The organism is Nocardia sp. NPDC050378, assembly GCF_040655675.1.
Lineage (GTDB): Bacteria > Actinomycetota > Actinomycetes > Mycobacteriales > Mycobacteriaceae > Nocardia > Nocardia coubleae.
In genome coordinates, this window is the sequence record NZ_JBFAKI010000002.1 from 677,371 (window position 1) to 693,456 (window position 16,086).

16 protein-coding genes and 2 pseudogenes are annotated in these 16,086 nt (G+C 66.4%); 10 read left to right on the top strand and 8 right to left on the bottom strand.

The features are described 5' to 3' along the window. Positions 1 to 11: 11 nt before the first annotated feature. Positions 12 to 2,297, bottom strand: coding sequence for an FdhF/YdeP family oxidoreductase (locus AB0I35_RS07035; protein WP_357394854.1), 2,286 nt, complete (start codon positions 2,295 to 2,297; stop codon positions 12 to 14). Between the two features lie 80 nt (positions 2,298 to 2,377). On the opposite strand from AB0I35_RS07035, the gene AB0I35_RS07040 reads away from it, so the two are divergent. After that, the gene (locus tag AB0I35_RS07040) at positions 2,378 to 3,388 is read left to right on the top strand and encodes an Atu2307/SP_0267 family LLM class monooxygenase (RefSeq protein WP_357394855.1); all 1,011 of its coding nucleotides are present in this window, start codon (positions 2,378 to 2,380) and stop codon (positions 3,386 to 3,388) included. Between the two features lie 11 nt (positions 3,389 to 3,399). On the opposite strand, the gene AB0I35_RS07045 is transcribed toward AB0I35_RS07040, so the two are convergent. Then, positions 3,400 to 3,999 carry a DUF4126 domain-containing protein gene (locus AB0I35_RS07045; RefSeq protein ID WP_357394857.1) on the bottom strand — a complete coding sequence of 200 codons (600 nt, stop codon included), beginning with the start codon at positions 3,997 to 3,999 and terminating at the stop codon, positions 3,400 to 3,402. A gap of 78 nt (positions 4,000 to 4,077) precedes the next feature. On the opposite strand from AB0I35_RS07045, the pseudogene AB0I35_RS07050 reads away from it, so the two are divergent. Next, positions 4,078 to 4,425: pseudogene (locus AB0I35_RS07050) on the top strand (Rid family hydrolase); the annotation flags it as partial. Here the strand turns inward: AB0I35_RS07050 and AB0I35_RS07055 are convergent. Beyond that, on the bottom strand, positions 4,384 to 5,046 hold the full coding sequence (locus tag AB0I35_RS07055) for a hypothetical protein (RefSeq protein WP_357395033.1): 663 nt from the start codon (positions 5,044 to 5,046) through the stop codon (positions 4,384 to 4,386). The pseudogene AB0I35_RS07050 and the gene AB0I35_RS07055 overlap by 42 nt on opposite strands. Before the next feature lie 403 nt (positions 5,047 to 5,449). Here AB0I35_RS07055 and AB0I35_RS07060 point away from each other — a divergent pair, with 403 nt between their 5' ends. Next, positions 5,450 to 5,977, top strand: coding sequence for a hypothetical protein (locus AB0I35_RS07060; RefSeq protein WP_357394858.1), 528 nt, complete (start codon positions 5,450 to 5,452; stop codon positions 5,975 to 5,977). Positions 5,978 to 6,049: 72 nt separating this feature from the next. Continuing rightward, positions 6,050 to 6,208, top strand: a pseudogene (locus AB0I35_RS07065) (transcriptional regulator); the annotation flags it as partial. Between the two features lie 316 nt (positions 6,209 to 6,524). Here the strand turns inward: AB0I35_RS07065 and AB0I35_RS07070 are convergent. Beyond that, a complete protein-coding gene (locus AB0I35_RS07070) occupies positions 6,525 to 7,112 on the bottom strand; it encodes a hypothetical protein (RefSeq protein WP_357394860.1) in 588 nt (195 codons plus the stop codon). Between the two features lie 184 nt (positions 7,113 to 7,296). On the opposite strand from AB0I35_RS07070, the gene AB0I35_RS07075 reads away from it, so the two are divergent. From AB0I35_RS07075 to AB0I35_RS07100, 6 genes are all read left to right on the top strand, one after another. Next, positions 7,297 to 7,758, top strand: coding sequence for a nuclear transport factor 2 family protein (locus AB0I35_RS07075; RefSeq protein ID WP_357394861.1), 462 nt, complete (start codon positions 7,297 to 7,299; stop codon positions 7,756 to 7,758). 370 nt (positions 7,759 to 8,128) lie between these two features. Then, entirely contained in the window at positions 8,129 to 8,734 is a 606-nt protein-coding gene (locus AB0I35_RS07080) for a hypothetical protein (protein ID WP_357394862.1), read from the top strand. A gap of 149 nt (positions 8,735 to 8,883) precedes the next feature. Further along, positions 8,884 to 9,252, top strand: coding sequence for a hypothetical protein (locus AB0I35_RS07085; RefSeq protein ID WP_357394863.1), 369 nt, complete (start codon positions 8,884 to 8,886; stop codon positions 9,250 to 9,252). 412 nt (positions 9,253 to 9,664) lie between these two features. Further along, entirely contained in the window at positions 9,665 to 10,510 is an 846-nt protein-coding gene (locus tag AB0I35_RS07090; RefSeq protein ID WP_357394865.1) for a helix-turn-helix transcriptional regulator, read from the top strand. A gap of 109 nt (positions 10,511 to 10,619) precedes the next feature. Next, positions 10,620 to 11,150, top strand: coding sequence for a class I SAM-dependent methyltransferase (locus AB0I35_RS07095; protein ID WP_357394866.1), 531 nt, complete (start codon positions 10,620 to 10,622; stop codon positions 11,148 to 11,150). Positions 11,151 to 11,300: 150 nt separating this feature from the next. After that, the gene (locus AB0I35_RS07100; protein WP_357394867.1) at positions 11,301 to 12,065 is read left to right on the top strand and encodes a glucose 1-dehydrogenase; all 765 of its coding nucleotides are present in this window, start codon (positions 11,301 to 11,303) and stop codon (positions 12,063 to 12,065) included. 37 nt (positions 12,066 to 12,102) lie between these two features. Here AB0I35_RS07100 and AB0I35_RS07105 read toward each other — a convergent pair whose 3' ends face one another. Genes AB0I35_RS07105 through AB0I35_RS07120 form a run of 4 tightly spaced genes read right to left on the bottom strand, consistent with a single transcriptional unit; the run spans position 12,103 to position 16,036 of the window. Continuing rightward, positions 12,103 to 12,900 carry an ABC transporter permease subunit gene (locus AB0I35_RS07105; RefSeq protein ID WP_357394868.1) on the bottom strand — a complete coding sequence of 266 codons (798 nt, stop codon included), beginning with the start codon at positions 12,898 to 12,900 and terminating at the stop codon, positions 12,103 to 12,105. 2 nt (positions 12,901 to 12,902) lie between these two features. Beyond that, positions 12,903 to 13,763, bottom strand: a complete 861-nt coding sequence (locus AB0I35_RS07110) for a 2-aminoethylphosphonate ABC transporter permease subunit (RefSeq protein ID WP_357395023.1) — start codon at positions 13,761 to 13,763, stop codon at positions 12,903 to 12,905. 56 nt (positions 13,764 to 13,819) lie between these two features. After that, a complete protein-coding gene (locus tag AB0I35_RS07115) occupies positions 13,820 to 15,007 on the bottom strand; it encodes an ABC transporter ATP-binding protein (protein ID WP_357394869.1) in 1,188 nt (395 codons plus the stop codon). A gap of 24 nt (positions 15,008 to 15,031) precedes the next feature. Beyond that, on the bottom strand, positions 15,032 to 16,036 hold the full coding sequence (locus tag AB0I35_RS07120) for a 2-aminoethylphosphonate ABC transporter substrate-binding protein (RefSeq protein WP_357395024.1): 1,005 nt from the start codon (positions 16,034 to 16,036) through the stop codon (positions 15,032 to 15,034). Positions 16,037 to 16,086 lie beyond the last annotated feature (50 nt).

The following is a 16,086-nucleotide window of genomic DNA, read 5'->3' on the forward strand; positions in this document are numbered from 1 at the left end:
CGGAAGTGTACTTAGCCGACGTCGGGATCGGCCGCTACGGGTTCGAGGCGGACGACGATCCCCTTCGAGGTCGGGGTGTTGCTGATGTCGGCGACGCTGTCGAGGGGGACCAGGACGTTGGTCTCCGGGTAGTAGGCCGCTGCCGAACCCCGGCTCGCCGGGTAGGCGACGACGACGAACCGCTCGGCGCGCCGTTCGCTGCCGTCGTGCCACACGCTGACGATGTCGACGGTGTCGCCGTCGGCCAGGCCGCGTTCGGCGAGGTCGTCGGGGTTGACCAAGACCACCCGGCGCGCGTTGTGGATGCCGCGATAGCGGTCGTCGTTGCCGTAGGGGATGGTGTTCCACTGGTCGTGGGACCGGAGTGATTGCAGCACAAGATATCCCGGTGGCACATCGAGCGCGGTCACCTCGTTGCGGGTGAACCGCGCTTTGCCCGTCGCGGTGCGGAAGACACCTTCGTTGACCGGGTTGACCAGCCGCAACCCGCCCGGTCGCGCCACCCGTTCGTTGAAGTTCTCGAACCCGGGCACCACTCGCGAGATCCGCTCACGGATGGTGCCGTAATCGTCGACGAACTCCTCCCACGGAATCGCCGAATCGACCAGTGTGCGCCGCGCGAGCCGGGAGATGATGGCCACCTCGCTGAGCAGATGCGGTGAGGCCGGGTCGAGGCGGCCGCGCGAGGCGTGCACCTCACTCATCGAGTCCTCGACGGTGACGAACTGTTCGCCGGTGGCCTGGATATCGCGGTCGCTGCGGCCGAGCGTCGGCAGGATCAGCGCGGTGTCGCCGCACACCGTGTGCGAGCGGTTGAGTTTGGTGGAGATCTGCACGGTGAGCGCACAGCGACGCAATGCCGCCTCGGTGACCTCGCTGTCGGGGGTCGCGCGCACGAAATTGCCTGCGACACCGACGAATACCTTCGCCTGCCCGTCGCGCATGGCACGGATGGCGCCGACCGAATCCAAGCCGTGCTCGGCGGGTGGGGTGAAGGCGAACTCCGCGCCGAGCGCGTCGAGGAACGCCTGCGGCGGCCGTTCCCAGATGCCCATCGTGCGGTCACCCTGAACGTTGCTGTGCCCGCGCACCGGACACACCCCCGCACCGGGGCGGCCGATATTGCCGCGCAGCAACAGGAAGTCGACGATCTCGCGGATGGTCGGCACGCCGTGTTTGTGCTGGGTGAGCCCCATCGCCCAGCACACGATGATCTTCTTGCTCGCCAGCACGCGCTGGTGCGCCTGCTCGATCTCCGCGCGGGTGAGCCCGGTGGCCGCGAGCGCGGTGTCCCAGCTGATTCCGCGCGCCTGCTCCGCGAACTCCGCGAAACCGCTCGTGTTCTCGGCGATGAAGTCGTGGTCGAGCACGGTGCCGGGGGCGGCGTCCTCGGCGTCGAGCAGCAGCCGGTTCAGCATGCGGAACAGGGCGAGGTCGCCGCCGGGGCGGATCTTGAGGAACTGGTCGGCGATGGTGGTGCCGCGCCCGAGCACGCCGCGCGGCTTCTGCGGATTCTTGAACCGGATGAGTCCGGCCTCGGGCAGCGGGTTGACCGCGATGATCGTGCCGCCGTTGCGTTTGGTCTGCTCCAGCGCCGAGAGCATGCGCGGATGGTTGGTGCCGGGGTTCTGGCCGACGACGAAGATCAGGTCGGCCTGGTAGATGTCGTCCAGCGACACGCTGCCCTTGCCGACACCGAGGGTTTCGGTGAGCGCCGACCCGCTGGATTCGTGGCACATGTTCGAGCAGTCGGGCAGGTTGTTGGTGCCGTAGGCGCGCACGAACAGTTGCAGTAGGAACGCGGCCTCGTTGCCGAGTCTGCCCGAGGTGTAGAACACGGCTTCGTCCGGCGAGTCGAGGCCGCGCAGGGTGGTGGCGACGAGGTCGAGGGCGTCGTCCCAGCCGATGGGTTCGTAATGGGTGGCGCCGGGTCGTTTGACCATCGGTTCGGTGAGGCGGCCCTGCTGGTTGAGCCAGTAGTCCGACATCGTGTCGAGTTCGGCGACCGGGTGCTCGCGGAAGAAATCGGCGGTGACGCGACGTGTGGTCGACTCGTCGGCGATGTGGCGTGCGCCGTTCTCGCAGTACTCGTTGGTGGTCCGATGCTTCGGCTCCGGCCACGCGCAACCGGGACAGTCGAAACCGTCGGTCTGATTGATGTTCAGCAAGGTGAGCGCGGTGCGCGGCAGCGTGCTCTGCGACAGGGAGTACTTCAGCGCGTTGGCCACGGCGGGGACACCGACCGCCCACTGCTTCGGTGGCGTGACCGTCAGGTCGTCGGCGGGGTCCTCGATCATGAGGCCAGCATAACGGGAATGATATCGGACCACGGTCCGTTTGGACTGGGAACAGAACGCGACCTGGAAACGAGGTTCACATGGAACTGGGGCTCACCACCTTCGCCGAGCGGTACCCCACGGGCGATCGGCCCGCGCCGACGGCCGCCGAGCGGCTGCGTCAGGTGGTCGACGAGGCAGTGGCCACCGAGGCCGCCGGTCTGGATGTGTACGGCGTCGGCGAGCACCACCGCCAGGATTTCGCCGCCTCCGCACCCGCCGTCGTCCTGGCCGCGGCCGCTGCCCGCACCGAACGGATCCAGCTCACCAGCGCGGTGACCGTGCTCAGCTCCGACGACCCGGTGCGCGTGTATCAGGACTTCGCGACACTGGACGGCCTGTCGAACGGGCGGGCCGAATTGATGGCCGGGCGTGGGTCTTTCACCGAATCCTTCCCGCTGTTCGGTTACGACCTGGGCGACTACGACGCGCTCTTCGAGGAGAAACTCGGCCTGCTGCTTCGGCTGCGCGAGGAAGAGCCGGTCACCTGGTCGGGCCGGTTCCGCGCACCGCTGCACGAGGCCACCGTCTACCCGCGCACCGATGACCGGCCGCTGCCGGTGTGGATCGCGGTCGGCGGTAGCCCCGAATCGGTGATCCGTGCCGGACTGCTCGGCCTGCCGCTGGCGATCGCGATCATCGGGGGGCAGCCCGCGCGGTTCAAGCCGCTGGTGGAGCTGTATCACCGGGCGCTGGCCGAAGGTGGGCACGAGAAGCAGCCGGTCGCGGTGCACGCGCACGGGTACATCGCCGACACCGACGAGCAGGCCGTCGCCGATTTCTACGAGCCGTACGCGATGGCGATGTCGGTGATCGGACGCGAGCGTGGTTGGGGCCCGATGACGCGCCAGCAGTTCGACGCGCTGCGTTCCCAGAGCGGGTCGTTGTTCGTCGGCACCCCCGACTACGTGGGCGCCAAGATCGCCGACGTCCGCGACACCCTCGGCCTGGACCGGTTCATGCTGCACACCAGCGTGGGCACACTACCGCCGGAGAAGGTGCTGCACACCATCGATCTGCTCGGTTCGAAGGTGGCGCCGCAGGTGCGGTGATCAGCGGGGTCCTACTCGAGTCCGTCGACCGCCCGCGTCTCGCGCCGTTCTCTTCGCCGGCGCAGGTAGCGGCGGATCCGGCTGGCGCACAGGTACACGACCCACAACCCGATCGCCAGCAGGATCGCGGCGATGACGGCCGCCAAGACCGGAAAGAACACCGCGAGCGTGATGATGCCGCCGACGCTCAAGTCCTCGGCGGTACTCATCGCGATATTGGTGACCGGTTCCGGTGAGGTATTGATGGCCATCCGGGTACCAGCTTTGACGATGTGACTGGCCAGCGCGGTCGTGCCGCCCACGGCGGCGGCGAACAGCGTCGGCAGCGAATCGTCTTGTCCGGCGATCAGAGCCGACACCACCGCACCGGAGGCCGGACGCACGACCGTGTGCACCGCATCCCAGAAGGAATCCAGGTACGGGATCTTGTCGGCCACGGCTTCGATGAGGAACAGCACGCCCGCCGCGACGAGCACATCGGTGCGCTCCAAGCCCGCGGGCACGTCGTCGGTCCACCCGATCCGCCCGAACAAGCCGAGCAGGAACACCACCGCGTACGCGTTGATCCCGCTGGCCCAGCCAGCGGTGAAAATCAGAGGCAGCACCGACACGTCATCAGCCTAAGCCCATACGCTGGGGCGGACCGGGACGCCGCAGGGTCATGCCGAGAGCACCTCACCCCCGCCGGAATGCTGCAGCCCGCGCCCTACCCCCACGTGGCTGTGGGCACCGGATCGCGGCGCGTACACGTCAGCGGGCAGGTCGCCCGTCTCGCCGACGGAACGCCCGTCGCACCGGGCGACCTCGCCGGACAGGTCGCCCAAGCCTTCCGCAATACCGCCGTCGGTCTGGCCGGAGCAGGTGCCACCTTCGCCGACGTGCTCCGCCTGACCTTCTACGTCACCGGATGGACCCCAGACAGGGCGAGCGCCTTCATGTCCGGCGTGGAATCGGTCACCACTGAAATCGGCCTGCCGGACCCGATGCCGCCCGCTTCACTCATCGGCGTGGACGCGCTGTTCGAGGTGGACATGATGTATAGGTGTCCAGGTGTGTCCGTCGGTGGACTGCGCCTTCGCGTCGACGTCGATCAGACGGTTTCCCTCACCACAACCGACAGTGAGTATCCGCCCGCCATCGAGCGACATCTCATGCCCGACGTCGTACAGCTCACCCGAATACGCGGTGAGACCGAGCTCGAAGTCGCGGTCACCGAGGTACAGCGGTTCCACGCGGATCGCCCCGTCCTGCTCCGCCTTTCGGACATGCCATTCGAGGTTCCCCTTGTACAGCCACGCCAGCACTCCACGCCGGTGCCATACGATCGCGTCGGGCACGAAAGCTTCATCGTGGTCACGGCTGCTGAGCCCCCACTCGAAGGCGACAAGCTCCCACCGCTGGTGCGCGTCCAGTTGCAGCACCATGACAAATCCTTGTCTGCTGCCGAGGGAACCGTAATCGTCGTAGGGCTGACCGGTATTCAAGGCGAGCACGAGCTGGTCGTTGCCGAGAAACTCGGCGTAGGTCCACCTTTCGAACCAATCGACGTCGGGAACAACTGCTCGCGTGGTTCCGGTGTGCAGCACACCGTCGGTGAATCGCCAGCTGTTGTCCGGCGATTCGGCGTAGACCCCGTCGGTGGTCTTCTCCGATGTCATAACTTGCCCCTCCAGCGACGATACTTCCGTGGCACACAGCGCAATCGCCTCTCGCGACGCCGTCGATCGAGCGCTCGGATGATCATGGTTCGATCTCGCGGACAACACAGAGGTGACGCTAGGATCGCCTGGCCGTGCACATCGCGGCACACCCAGTTCGCCATTCTCAGATCGGGACCCGTTGCCCTCGACCGGTTTTCAACTTCTCAAACCGCCGATCCGCTGCCGTCATTGCGGCGCGGTTCCGGCTGTGCGGGCCACGCTACGCGGGCACCGCGGGATGCTCCTCGCGTCGCACAACATCAAGGTCGACGGTCCGTTCTGCCGAGACTGTGGAGTGAGCACTTGTCGTGATCTCATTGCGGACAGTCTGTGGCGCGGATGGTGGGGCAAATACTAGTTGGTGATCAACCCGGTCATGATGCTCGCGAATCTGTACCACCGGATCAGGATCGGTACGCTCGACGCACCCGCGGATCATCCGTGGCCGCCGATGTCACCGGGAAAACCGCTCTATCGACGCTGGCAGATCGTCGGCTTCGCGGTCCCGGTCGCCGTCACGGCGTTCGTGATCTCGGCGATCACGATCGGTATCGATCCGCAGCTGCCCGCGCCACCCAAAGAGCCCATTCCGGCATGGGCGCTCGGACCGACAACGACCTCGGCACCACCGGCGTGGTGGGTGGGCAGCGCGAAGGCGGGGGAATGCGTGTACAACACGAAGTCCGAAACCTGGGGCGACGACCCGAACCCCGACCTCCAACCGGCCGCGTGCACCGATCCGAGAGCTCAGGTCGAGGTCTTGGGAACCGCCTCGTTCCTCGGATGCCAGCCGGACTTTCCCACCGCCGACGCCGTCATCCACATCGATCACACCGGCCCGATGACGTCCTTCAGCAGAACGACGTTGTGTGTGCGCGTCCTCAGATGACACCGCACTCCCGCAGTCCGACCTCGGCTCCGCGGTCAGCGCGGCACCGGCGCAGGTGACTACGTTGGAGTGATGGTCGGTGCGGCATCGGTTCGGCGGCGAGAACAATTGCGCGAGTTTCTGCGGGCTCGGCGGGAGCGGATATCTCCCGGTGAGGTGGGGTTGCCCGTGGGTGGGCGGCGGCGGACGCCCGGGTTGCGGCGCGAGGAGGTCGCGATGCTGGCGGGGGTGAGATGCTCGTTACGCACTCCTCAAATCCGCACGAGAGACAACATCATCTCTCTCTCCGCCCGCGAATCGGTCTTCGACCACATCGCTACCGCTGAGCCGGTCTGAGCATCCTGAACGCCGATGAGTGCACTGCCTCAACGCGCCCGGCCGGTGCTGTCATATCGGAGGGCTGCTCAGACCGAGGACGGCCACTTCGGGGTTACGGCCGTCGAGTTGATCGTTCCAAACCTCGACGGTCAACTCCGAAGGCGAGTTGATTCCCAGCACATTTCGCATCACCTCGGTGGCACGGCTCGCGGTCTGCTCACAGGCCGACCTACCGATCGGGAATTCGCAGTGCCAATTCGGCGCTGTCGACGGGGGGATGCCAACCTGCGGCCACCAACAACCGCTCCTGCTCGGGAGTCATCGACCCACCGACAGAGCAGATCCATCCCTGCAGAAACTGCAAGCACTGATTCGCGCCAGCAGCCAAGGTGACGACCGCGCCCTCGGGCATCCCGATCAACACCGTCGCTAGCCGCGGGGTGAACTCCGCCCAGTCCCCCGGCACCGAGACAGGCACCGCAGCGGCAGCCGAGGCTTGCTCCGCTTCCTGATCGGGGAAGCCCCATTCGAACGACACCGTTGCACCCGCCGCCAACTCGGCTATCTGATCCTGCAACCGCTCCTCGAAGCTCTCCCGCCAGGAATAGAAGCGGCTGAAGCTCACCGGCTCCGGCGAGCTGACTCCCACGTCGACGGTTCCGTCTTCGTTGTTGTTTCGCGCCAGCGCGACCTCATAATGCAGTCCCTCGTCCCGCACCACTTGCCCGAACAACGCCGCCACCGCATCCGCCTGAGCGGGACCCAGACCACGGGCCATGAAACAAACACTGATACTCGTAGACAGGAACCGGACCATACAGCCGACCTCTGACTTCGCATCACCAGCCGCGCACTGTAATGCCGCGACCCGCGCGTTTCGAACCGGCCAGGGCGGGCGCGTGGAAAATCAACAGGTCGAGGACTTCTGGCGTCGGCACCGAAACGGGCACCGAGCGCCACGGCTGGTTCCCGCCAGCACACGGTAAGGTCTCGGCACCATCATGACCGTCATGACTCCATCGGCAACGACAGCCAAGTCCGTCCTGCAAAACATGTACGTGGCCGAGGCGGCGTACCTCGCGAGCGGCGGTCCCGGCTCGGCATCGTTCTCCTTGCTGGCGCCATTCTTCGCACCGGATGTCGTGCTGTACCAGGCCGACAATCTTCCCTATGGCGGAACCTGGCGCGGCCACGACGGTTTGGAGCGCTTCTTCCTCGCGATGAGTGAGGTGTGGGATCGCTTCGAGATGGCCGAGCAAACCTTCCTGGCTGATGAGAGTCCGCTCGTTGTTCTCACACACGTGCGAGCCCGCGCTCGCAGCACCGGCCGCGACCTCGACTTCCCGATCTTGCAGACGATCACCGTCGATGCTGGACGGATCAGCGAGATTCGCCCGTTCTACTGGGACACCGCCGCTGTCGCCGACGCTTGCTCGCGGGTTCAAGCGCCAGACGCACTGTAATGCCGCCTACCGTGTTACCGGCCAGCCTCTCCGTACGCCAGCCCTGATCGGCTGACCGGCTCCGGTGGTCGCTGAGCGAGAAATTCCGAACTGTTCTTTGCGCTGCTCAGTCGACGTGAGTTACGCAGGGTGCGCATCTGGCTGGGGCGACATGTTGATTACGTACTCCCAAGAATGTCCGCTTGCGGGAAAGCGACTACAAGGTCACCTATCGCGCCCGCGGATCGGTCTTCAACCACATAGCTACAGGGAGTGGGTCTGAGCACCTTGTAATGCCGAGTTCCGCGGGAACCCAGCGACTGGCATGGTCTTGTGAATGGGTAGCTGGACGGACCAATTCCTCGCCCCGTACGAGGCATACCTGCCGCAGGTGGCGGACTTCGCCGAGCTGTCAGCTGGCATGATTCGACACGGTGTGGCGTGCGCGCCCTGGACGTTGGTCGCGGGGGAACTGTCCGCCAATGCCGCACTGCCCTGTGTCGGGATCCTCGGCGATATCCGATGGAGTGTCCGCGACGGTTCGCTGACTGTGGGCGGCGCGCGGGCAACCGAACGCATCGAATGGGAGGCGGACCAATTGCCGCCGTGGGGTGAGCCCGAGGAGTCGGGCCGGGTGCTGGCTACAGGAAGCAACCCGGCGGATATCGCGACCGCACTCGCCGCCGCCCCGTACGGGCAAGAGGACATCGCTATCGTCTTCGACCAGCTCGACTTCAGCAATCACGAGATCCAGAGCCATTTCCAATGGGAAGACAGTCGAATCCAGTTGACCTGTTTCGCACTCGCCCACCCGCAACACCGGCCGTTGTTCGCCGATACGCTCGCTGATCCGGACGACGGCCCTGCACACCCGGTACAAGCATTCGTGTCGGTCGGTTACAAGCTCGGCGGAGGCCGCTACCCTTGCCCGGCGATTGCGGATGCCGTAGTGCGAGTCCTGGGTCCAGGGCTGGTGGTAGGCCAGATGATCGGTTGAACTGCCCGGGCAATTTCTTCGGTGCGGCAGGCACAGTGCGAAAGACCAACGCGGCCAGTCGATCCGGCGCAAAAACCTGGACGCTACAGTCTTCCTGTAACACTCGCCCAGCGTGATCGGTGATCGGTATGAAGCATGGCTTGCCGTTGATGGATCTTCTGACCGAAGAGCTGACCGAGCCTGGTGAGGTCGAGTGGTGGCGCGAGCACGAGAGGACAGCTGACGCGCTGGTTGTCTGCTTCCGGATTCCCGCTGGCCGAATGCTCCTCACCTATTGGCACGGGCAGTTGCACGAGGTCATTTATCAGACCCCGGAGGAATCCGGTGAGGCTGCCGCGGCGCGGAATGCCTACCTGTTCGCGCACTATGGGCAGGAACAGAACTGGATCGAGGTGCTCGACAACGGGTTCGGGAAGACTTACTTTCGCTCCGACGACCGCCTCTACGCTCTATGGAGCTATGCGATGGACTACACGACGGTCGGCACGAGGGCCTTCCTCGAGGGCGTAGGCATTTGACAGACGTTCCCCCACCGCTGCGGCTTGACGGACCGCCACTGTGCTACCCGTCCACTACCGAGATGTTCAGATCACCGCCTGTCACGGCCGATCTAGCTATCCGCAGGAAGCGCAGCTCAATCGCTCCACGAGCCACCATCCAGACATTTTCGAATTCCTCGGCTGTTATTTGTTCGAGGGCACTGACCTCCTCGACATTCCAATCATCGGGGACGGCCTCAGCGAGCACTCCGTATTTGCGCCTGCACCGCCGTCGGACTCAACATGAGGGCCAGACCGCACGCATCGAACTGGCGGCAGCGCTGGAGCGGAGCGATGCGGCGGGCTGACTGCTGTCAGCCCATGGTTCGATCACCGACCGTCTGACGTGCTCGAACTCGAAGGTGCCTCACCACGTTGATACCTTGGCTTCATGGTGAGTGCGGCATCTGCTCAGCGGCGTGAACAATTGCGTGACTTCCTGCGGTCGCGGCGGGAGCGGATCAGTCCAGCTCAGGTAGGGCTGCCGATGGTGGGGCGGCGGCGGACTCCGGGCCTGCGGCGGGAAGAAGTGGCGATGCTGGCCGGGGTCGGGGTGTCTTGGTATACGTGGCTCGAGCAAGGGCGCGATATTTCGGTCTCCGGTGATGTTCTCGATGCCGTCGCGAGGGTTCTGCGAATGAACGAGTCCGAACGCGCGCACCTGTATTTGCTCGCCGGACTCAACCCGCCGCCTGCGAATGGATCGGGGACGGAGGTGACCGCGGAAATCCGGGCGCTTCTCGACGGGTGGGAGCGTGGGCCCGCCGTGGTGCGCGACCGCTACTGGAACATCTTGGCGTTCAACACTCTTGCCGGTCGGATCTTCGGCTGCGACGACGGGGAGTCACACAACTGCCTCGTCACGTTCTTCACCAGCCCCCGCTATCGCGGTCTGCCCGAGATCTGGGCCGCTGCGGCGCCGGGTGTTGTCGCGGCCTACCGTGCCGACGCGGCGCTCGCGCCGCACGACGACCAATTCGACCGTGTGGCAGAAGAACTCGTGGCATCGTCACCCGAATTCGCCCGACTGTGGGACCGGCACGAGGTGGGAGTCCCGGCGCAGGCAGTCAACGCCCTACTCCACCCCGAAGCCGGCGAACTGTTCTTCGACGCGACAACCCTCACCGTCGCCGACAACCCGAACTGGTCCGTGGTCCTCTACAACCCGAAACCGGGCACGGCCACCCACGCCCGCCTGACCACCCTCCCCCACCTGCACCTCACCGAATCCGCCTGAGCCAGACCAGCAATGGCGTCGCCTGTGCGCACTGTGGCATCGACCACTCACGTGGCCGGGGGTCGCCGAATCACCTCGGCGTTCAGGCCGACGGTCCTAGCGTCCGAGGATGGACTACACGCTGCCCAACCACTGGAGTCTCGCCGAGGAACGTCTGAGCTTGCTCGGCGCGGCGTACGACCCAGGGAGTATCGCGCTGGCGCAACAGCTCGGCGTGTCTGCCGGCTGGCGGTGCCTCGAAGCCGGAGCTGGTGGTGGGTCTTTCGCACGCTGGCTGTGCACCGTCGCGCTGCCCGGTGGCCGTGTTCTGGCAGTGGACACCGATCCGCGTCATCTCACCGACTTGCCGGACCTCGGTGGTGAAACCGTCCGGATGGACCTCGTCACCGATCCTCTCCCCGCAGGCTTCTTCGATTTCGTCCATACCCGGGTCGTGCTGCTCCACATCGCCGAAAGACAAGTCGTGGTGGAGAGATTGACTCGGGCATTGGCACCGGGTGGGGTGCTCGTGCTCGAGGAAGGCGATGGGCTCGGTGTGCTCGGTGAGATGCCAGGAGCATTCGGGGAAGTCTGGCGGGCCTTCGCTCGGTCTACCGCATGTGGAGCCTCACCTGGGCGCAGGCGCACGAAGCTCTGGTAGCCCACGGAGTCTCACGCGAGACGATCGCGATGGCGCGTTCCGCAAGTCTCGCGCCGAGCATCCTCCGTTTCTGTGCCGTCAGGGTGGTGGTGGCACACCCCTGATAAACGCGCACTGTTTACCTTTTCAGCGGAGGCGCAGGGTGAGTGCATGACGCACAACAGCTTTCGGTTCGACGGCAAGATCGCTCTGGTTACCGGGGGGAGCAGTGGGATGGGGTCGGCTGCCGCTCGGCGGTTGATCGAGGAGGGTGGGCGGGTTGTGGTGACCGGCCGGGACAAGGGGCGGCTCGATGCGGCGGTCGAGGAGTTGGGTGATCGAGCGGTCGGGATCGCCGGGGACATGGCTGACCTCGACGACCTGGATGCTGTGATGGGGACGATCTCCGAGCGGTTCGGGCGGCTCGATGTGGTGTTCGCCAATGCGGGGATCGGGTCGTTCCAGTCGATCGAGCAGGTGGGCGACCAGCTGTTCGGGCAGGTGATCGACAGCAACTTCAAAGGGGCGTTCTTCACGATTCAGAAGGCGCTCCCCGTGCTGGTCGACCACGGTGCCATCGTCATCAACGCGTCGTTCGGCCTGCACCGCGGTGTGCCGGGTGCGGCGTTGTATTCGGCGAGCAAGGCGGCCGTGCACAATCTGACGCGCACGCTCGCAGCGGAATTGGCGCCGAGACGAATTCGGGTCAATTCGGTGAGCCCCGGCTACATCGACACACCGGCCTTCCGCGCCGAACTCTCCGAGTCCGCCCAGGCGGGGGTCGCGGCCCTCTCCCCCGCAGGCCGCGTCGGCACCGTGGACGACATCGCCGCCGCCGTCGCCTTCCTCGCCTCCGCCGAGGCTTCCTACATCAACGGCCACGACCTGCGCATCGACGGCGGCCTCACCGCGGTAGACGCCGCCGCACTGCTCTAGCTCCGGGGCCACCGAGGCAGCGCCGTCGCCGCCCCGCTCAGCGTACGGCGGCGCGGCCGCGCAACCGACCGAGGACGACCAGTACCACGAGCGTCACCGTGACGAGGATCGTTGTCGCGGCGGCGGCGTCGAAGACTTCTCCTCGGTCGGTCTGGGCGAAGATGCTGACCGGCAGGGTTTTCCAGGTGGCGGGGTACACCATGATGGTGGCGCCCAGTTCGCCCATGGACAGGGCGATCGAGAGGCCCGCGGCGGCGCCGAGGGCGGGGAGCAGCAGGGGCAGGGTGATCCGAGTCAGGACGCGCAGGGGGCCTGCGCCGAGGGATTCGGCCGCTTGGCGGTACGCGGGGTCGAGGCGGTCGAGGGCGGCGGAGATGGCGCTGAAGGCGTAGGCGAGGACCAGGACGGTGTGGGCCAGGATGACGATCCACTTCGTGCCGCCCAGTAGCAGCGGACGTTCGTTGAAGGCGATGAGGACGCCGAGGCCGATGGCCACCGAGGGCACCGCGACCGGCAGGTGGAACACGGCGTCGGTGAGGCGGCGCAACCAGGTAGGGGCTTCACGGGCAGCGAGGGCGGCCCAGGTGCCGACGATCAGGGCGACCGCGCCCGAGATCAAAGCGGTCTGCAGGCTCACCGACAGGCTCGCCGCCTGTTCACCGCTCACAGCGCTGCCGAGATTGGCGAAACCGAGGTCCGCCGGGAGCGGGCCGGTCCAGCTGCCCGCGAGCGCGGCGAGGACGACCGTCGCGATCGGGGCGACGAAGACCACCGTCACCACGAGCCCGAAGATGGTGAGGACCAACAGTTTCCCGCGCGGAGTCCAGACGAGCACGATCAGTCCTCCTTCGGACGGGCGATGAGCCGGGCGAACACGAGCCGGTAGGTGACATAGAGGCTGAGTGACAGGACCACTTGCACGGTGGCGAGGACAGCGGCGCCGGGCAGGTCGAAGGTGACGATGCCGCGGGTGTAGATCAGTGCGGGCAAGGTGATGACACCTTTGGCACCGGTGAACAGCACGATGCCGAACTCGTTGAGCGTCAGCAGCAACACCAGGCTGCCGCCCGCCGCCAGCGCGGGCCACGCTTCGGGCAGCACCACCTGGCGCAGCACCCGCCACGGCGAGGCGCCGAGACTGGCCGCCACATCGAGCTGTTCGCGCGGCAGTTGCGCGAACGCGGCGAGCACGGGTCGCACCACGAACGGGGTGAAGAAGGTGATCTCGGCGAGGATCACGCCCAGCGGTGTGGTGAGGAAATCGAGCACAGGCGTTGTCGCTCCGGTCAATTCGGCGATCAGCGCGTTCACCGCCCCCGCCGTGCCGTAGAGGAAGGTGAAGGCCAGGGTGATGAGGAACGACGGCAGCGTGAGGATGGTGTCGATGAGTCGGCCGACGACCCCCGACCCGGCAAACGGCACGAACGCGAGCACGATCGCCAGGAACGTGCCGAGCACCAGGCAGCCGAGTGTCGAGCACACGGCGATGGAGATGGTGCGCCACAACGCATCCCGGAACGCCGTCGAGCCGAGAACCGTCGACCACACCTCGGTGCCGCGTCCGGTCGGTGTGCGCGTCGACTCGGTGAGAACTCGCAGAATCGGATAACCGGCGACACCGAGCACGATGAGTACGGGCGGCAACGTCCAGAGGACAGGCACCCACGAGCGCTGCGCACCAGCGGATTTCGGCTTCACAACGGCGGGTGGATCGAGGACCGGCGCACTCACCGCCGCACAGAATTCAACCGACTTCACTGCGCGTCCTCCTCGTCGCGCGAACCGGCCCCGACCGTGTTCGCGATCAGGACACCGGCAGGATCGGGCAAGACGACCCCGACTACCGAACCCACCGCAGCGGTGAAATGTCCGGGCACGTCGGCGGCGAGTGCGGACGACAACCCGTCGACATCCAACTCGACCCGGGTCGACGCCCCACGCCAGACCGCGCTGCGCACCGTGGCACGCAACGCGTCACGATCCGAGGTCTTGCCGAGGGTAATGGTGTGCGGGCGCACGCACAGCAGCGCGGCGTCGTCCGGCTTCCACTCGTCCTGCCCGACACCGGGCACCGGCGCCTGGGCCCGCAGCGTCGAGGCGCCCGCGGTGACCAGCGCCGCCGCCCCGGTGACGTGCTTCACCGTGCACGGCACCAGGTTCGCCCCACCGATGAATCCGGCGGTGAAGTCGGAAGGCGGTCGCTGCCAGAGGTTTTCGGCGGTGTCGATGTCGACGAGGCGGGAATCACGCATCACCGCGATCCGGTCGGCCAGGGCGAGCGCCTCGGCCTGATCGTGAGTGACGTACAGCATCGCCGTGTCGGGCAGCGCTTTCCGCAACTCCTGCAGTTCGCCGAGCATCGAGTGCCGCAACTGCGCGTCGAGGGCGGCGAGTGGTTCGTCGAGCAGCAACACCCTCGGCCGGATGGCCAGCGCACGGGCGATCGCCACCCGCTGCTGCTGACCACCAGACAGTTCCCTCGGCAGACGCTCGGCATAGCCACCCATGCCGACCATCTCCAAGGCCTCGGTGACGCGTGGCCCGATCTCGGCGCGCGGCACTCGCTGCGATTTCAACCCGAACGCCACATTGCTGTGCACGCTCATGTGTGGGAACAGCGCATACGACTGCACGACCACGCCGATCCCCCGCTTGGCGGGCGACAACGCGGTGACATCGCGTCCGGCCAACCGCACCGAACCCGCGGTGGGACGGACGAATCCGGCCAGCGCCTTGAGCGCTGTCGACTTGCCCGACCCACTCGGGCCGAGCAACGCCACCGTCTCGCCGACGGCGACGCGCAGGCTGAAGTCGGCCAGCGCGACAGCGGCCTTGGGGCCCCCGCCGTAGCTGACACCGACCCGGTCGAACACGATCGCCGGTTCCGTCGTGGTGGCACCGGCCGAAACGACGGACCCCGTGCGCACGTCACCATCGGACATTGTCGACTCCTTTTACAGGGGATTTCAGCTGCCGGTTGCCTTCTGGTATGCCGCGAGATCGGCATCCAGCTCGGTGAGCACCGTGTTCCAGTCGACCGGGACCACCTTGACACCACGCATCGCCGCGGCGGGACCGCCCTCGGCGGGCGCGGGCACATCGGTCCGCGGCGACACCGCGAACGCCTCGGGTCCGAGCGCTGCCTGCGCCTCGGGCGCCAGCAGGAAACGCATCAGCTCGGTGGCGTCGTCCTTGTGCGGCGCGCCCTTGGCAAGACCCATCATGTACGGCACCGCCACGGTGGAGCGCTTGCCGTCGGCGGCGGGGAAGAAGACGTTGAACTTCGAACCCTTCTCCTTCACCGTGGTCAGGTTCATCTGCACGTCGCCGTTGGCGATGAGCAGCTCACCCTTGTCGACCTTGGCCTGCAGCTTGCCGGTCGACGACGACGGGCCGACATTGTTGGCCTGCAACGCCGCCAGGTAGTCCAGCGCACCCTGCTTGCCGCGCAACTGCTGAAGCAGCACGAGCACCGCCGTGCCGTCACCGGCCTGGCCGGGCGTCGAGTACTGCAGCTTGCCCTTGAACTCCGGTTTCAGCAGGTCGTCCCAGGTGAGCGCGGCGGCATCGACCGACGGGTTGGCGATGAAGCACAGGAAGTTGTTGGCCATCGTCACGTAGTTGCCGTCGGGATCCTTGTCGGCGGCGGGAATCGCGGCGGTGTCGATTCCGCTTGGCTGCAGCAGACCCGACTGCTCGGCCTTCTGGATGAACGGCGGCAGGGTGACCACGATGTCGGCCTGCGGGTTGGACTGTTCCTTGTCGACCCGGTTGACCACCTCGCCCGACCCGGCCTCGACCAGGTTCACCGCGATCCCGGTCTGCTTCGTGAACTCGTCGAAGCGGTTCTTGTACCAGCCGCCGACGCCGTCGGCGGAGTACACGGTGACGGTGCGGCCGTCGGCCGACTCGGTTCCGGTGCCGCCACACGCCGAGGAGAACGCGACGGCGGTGACGCCTGCCAGCAGCAACGCGGTGCGCGCGAGGCGGCGTCTGGTGAGGGACGTACGCACGATGACAG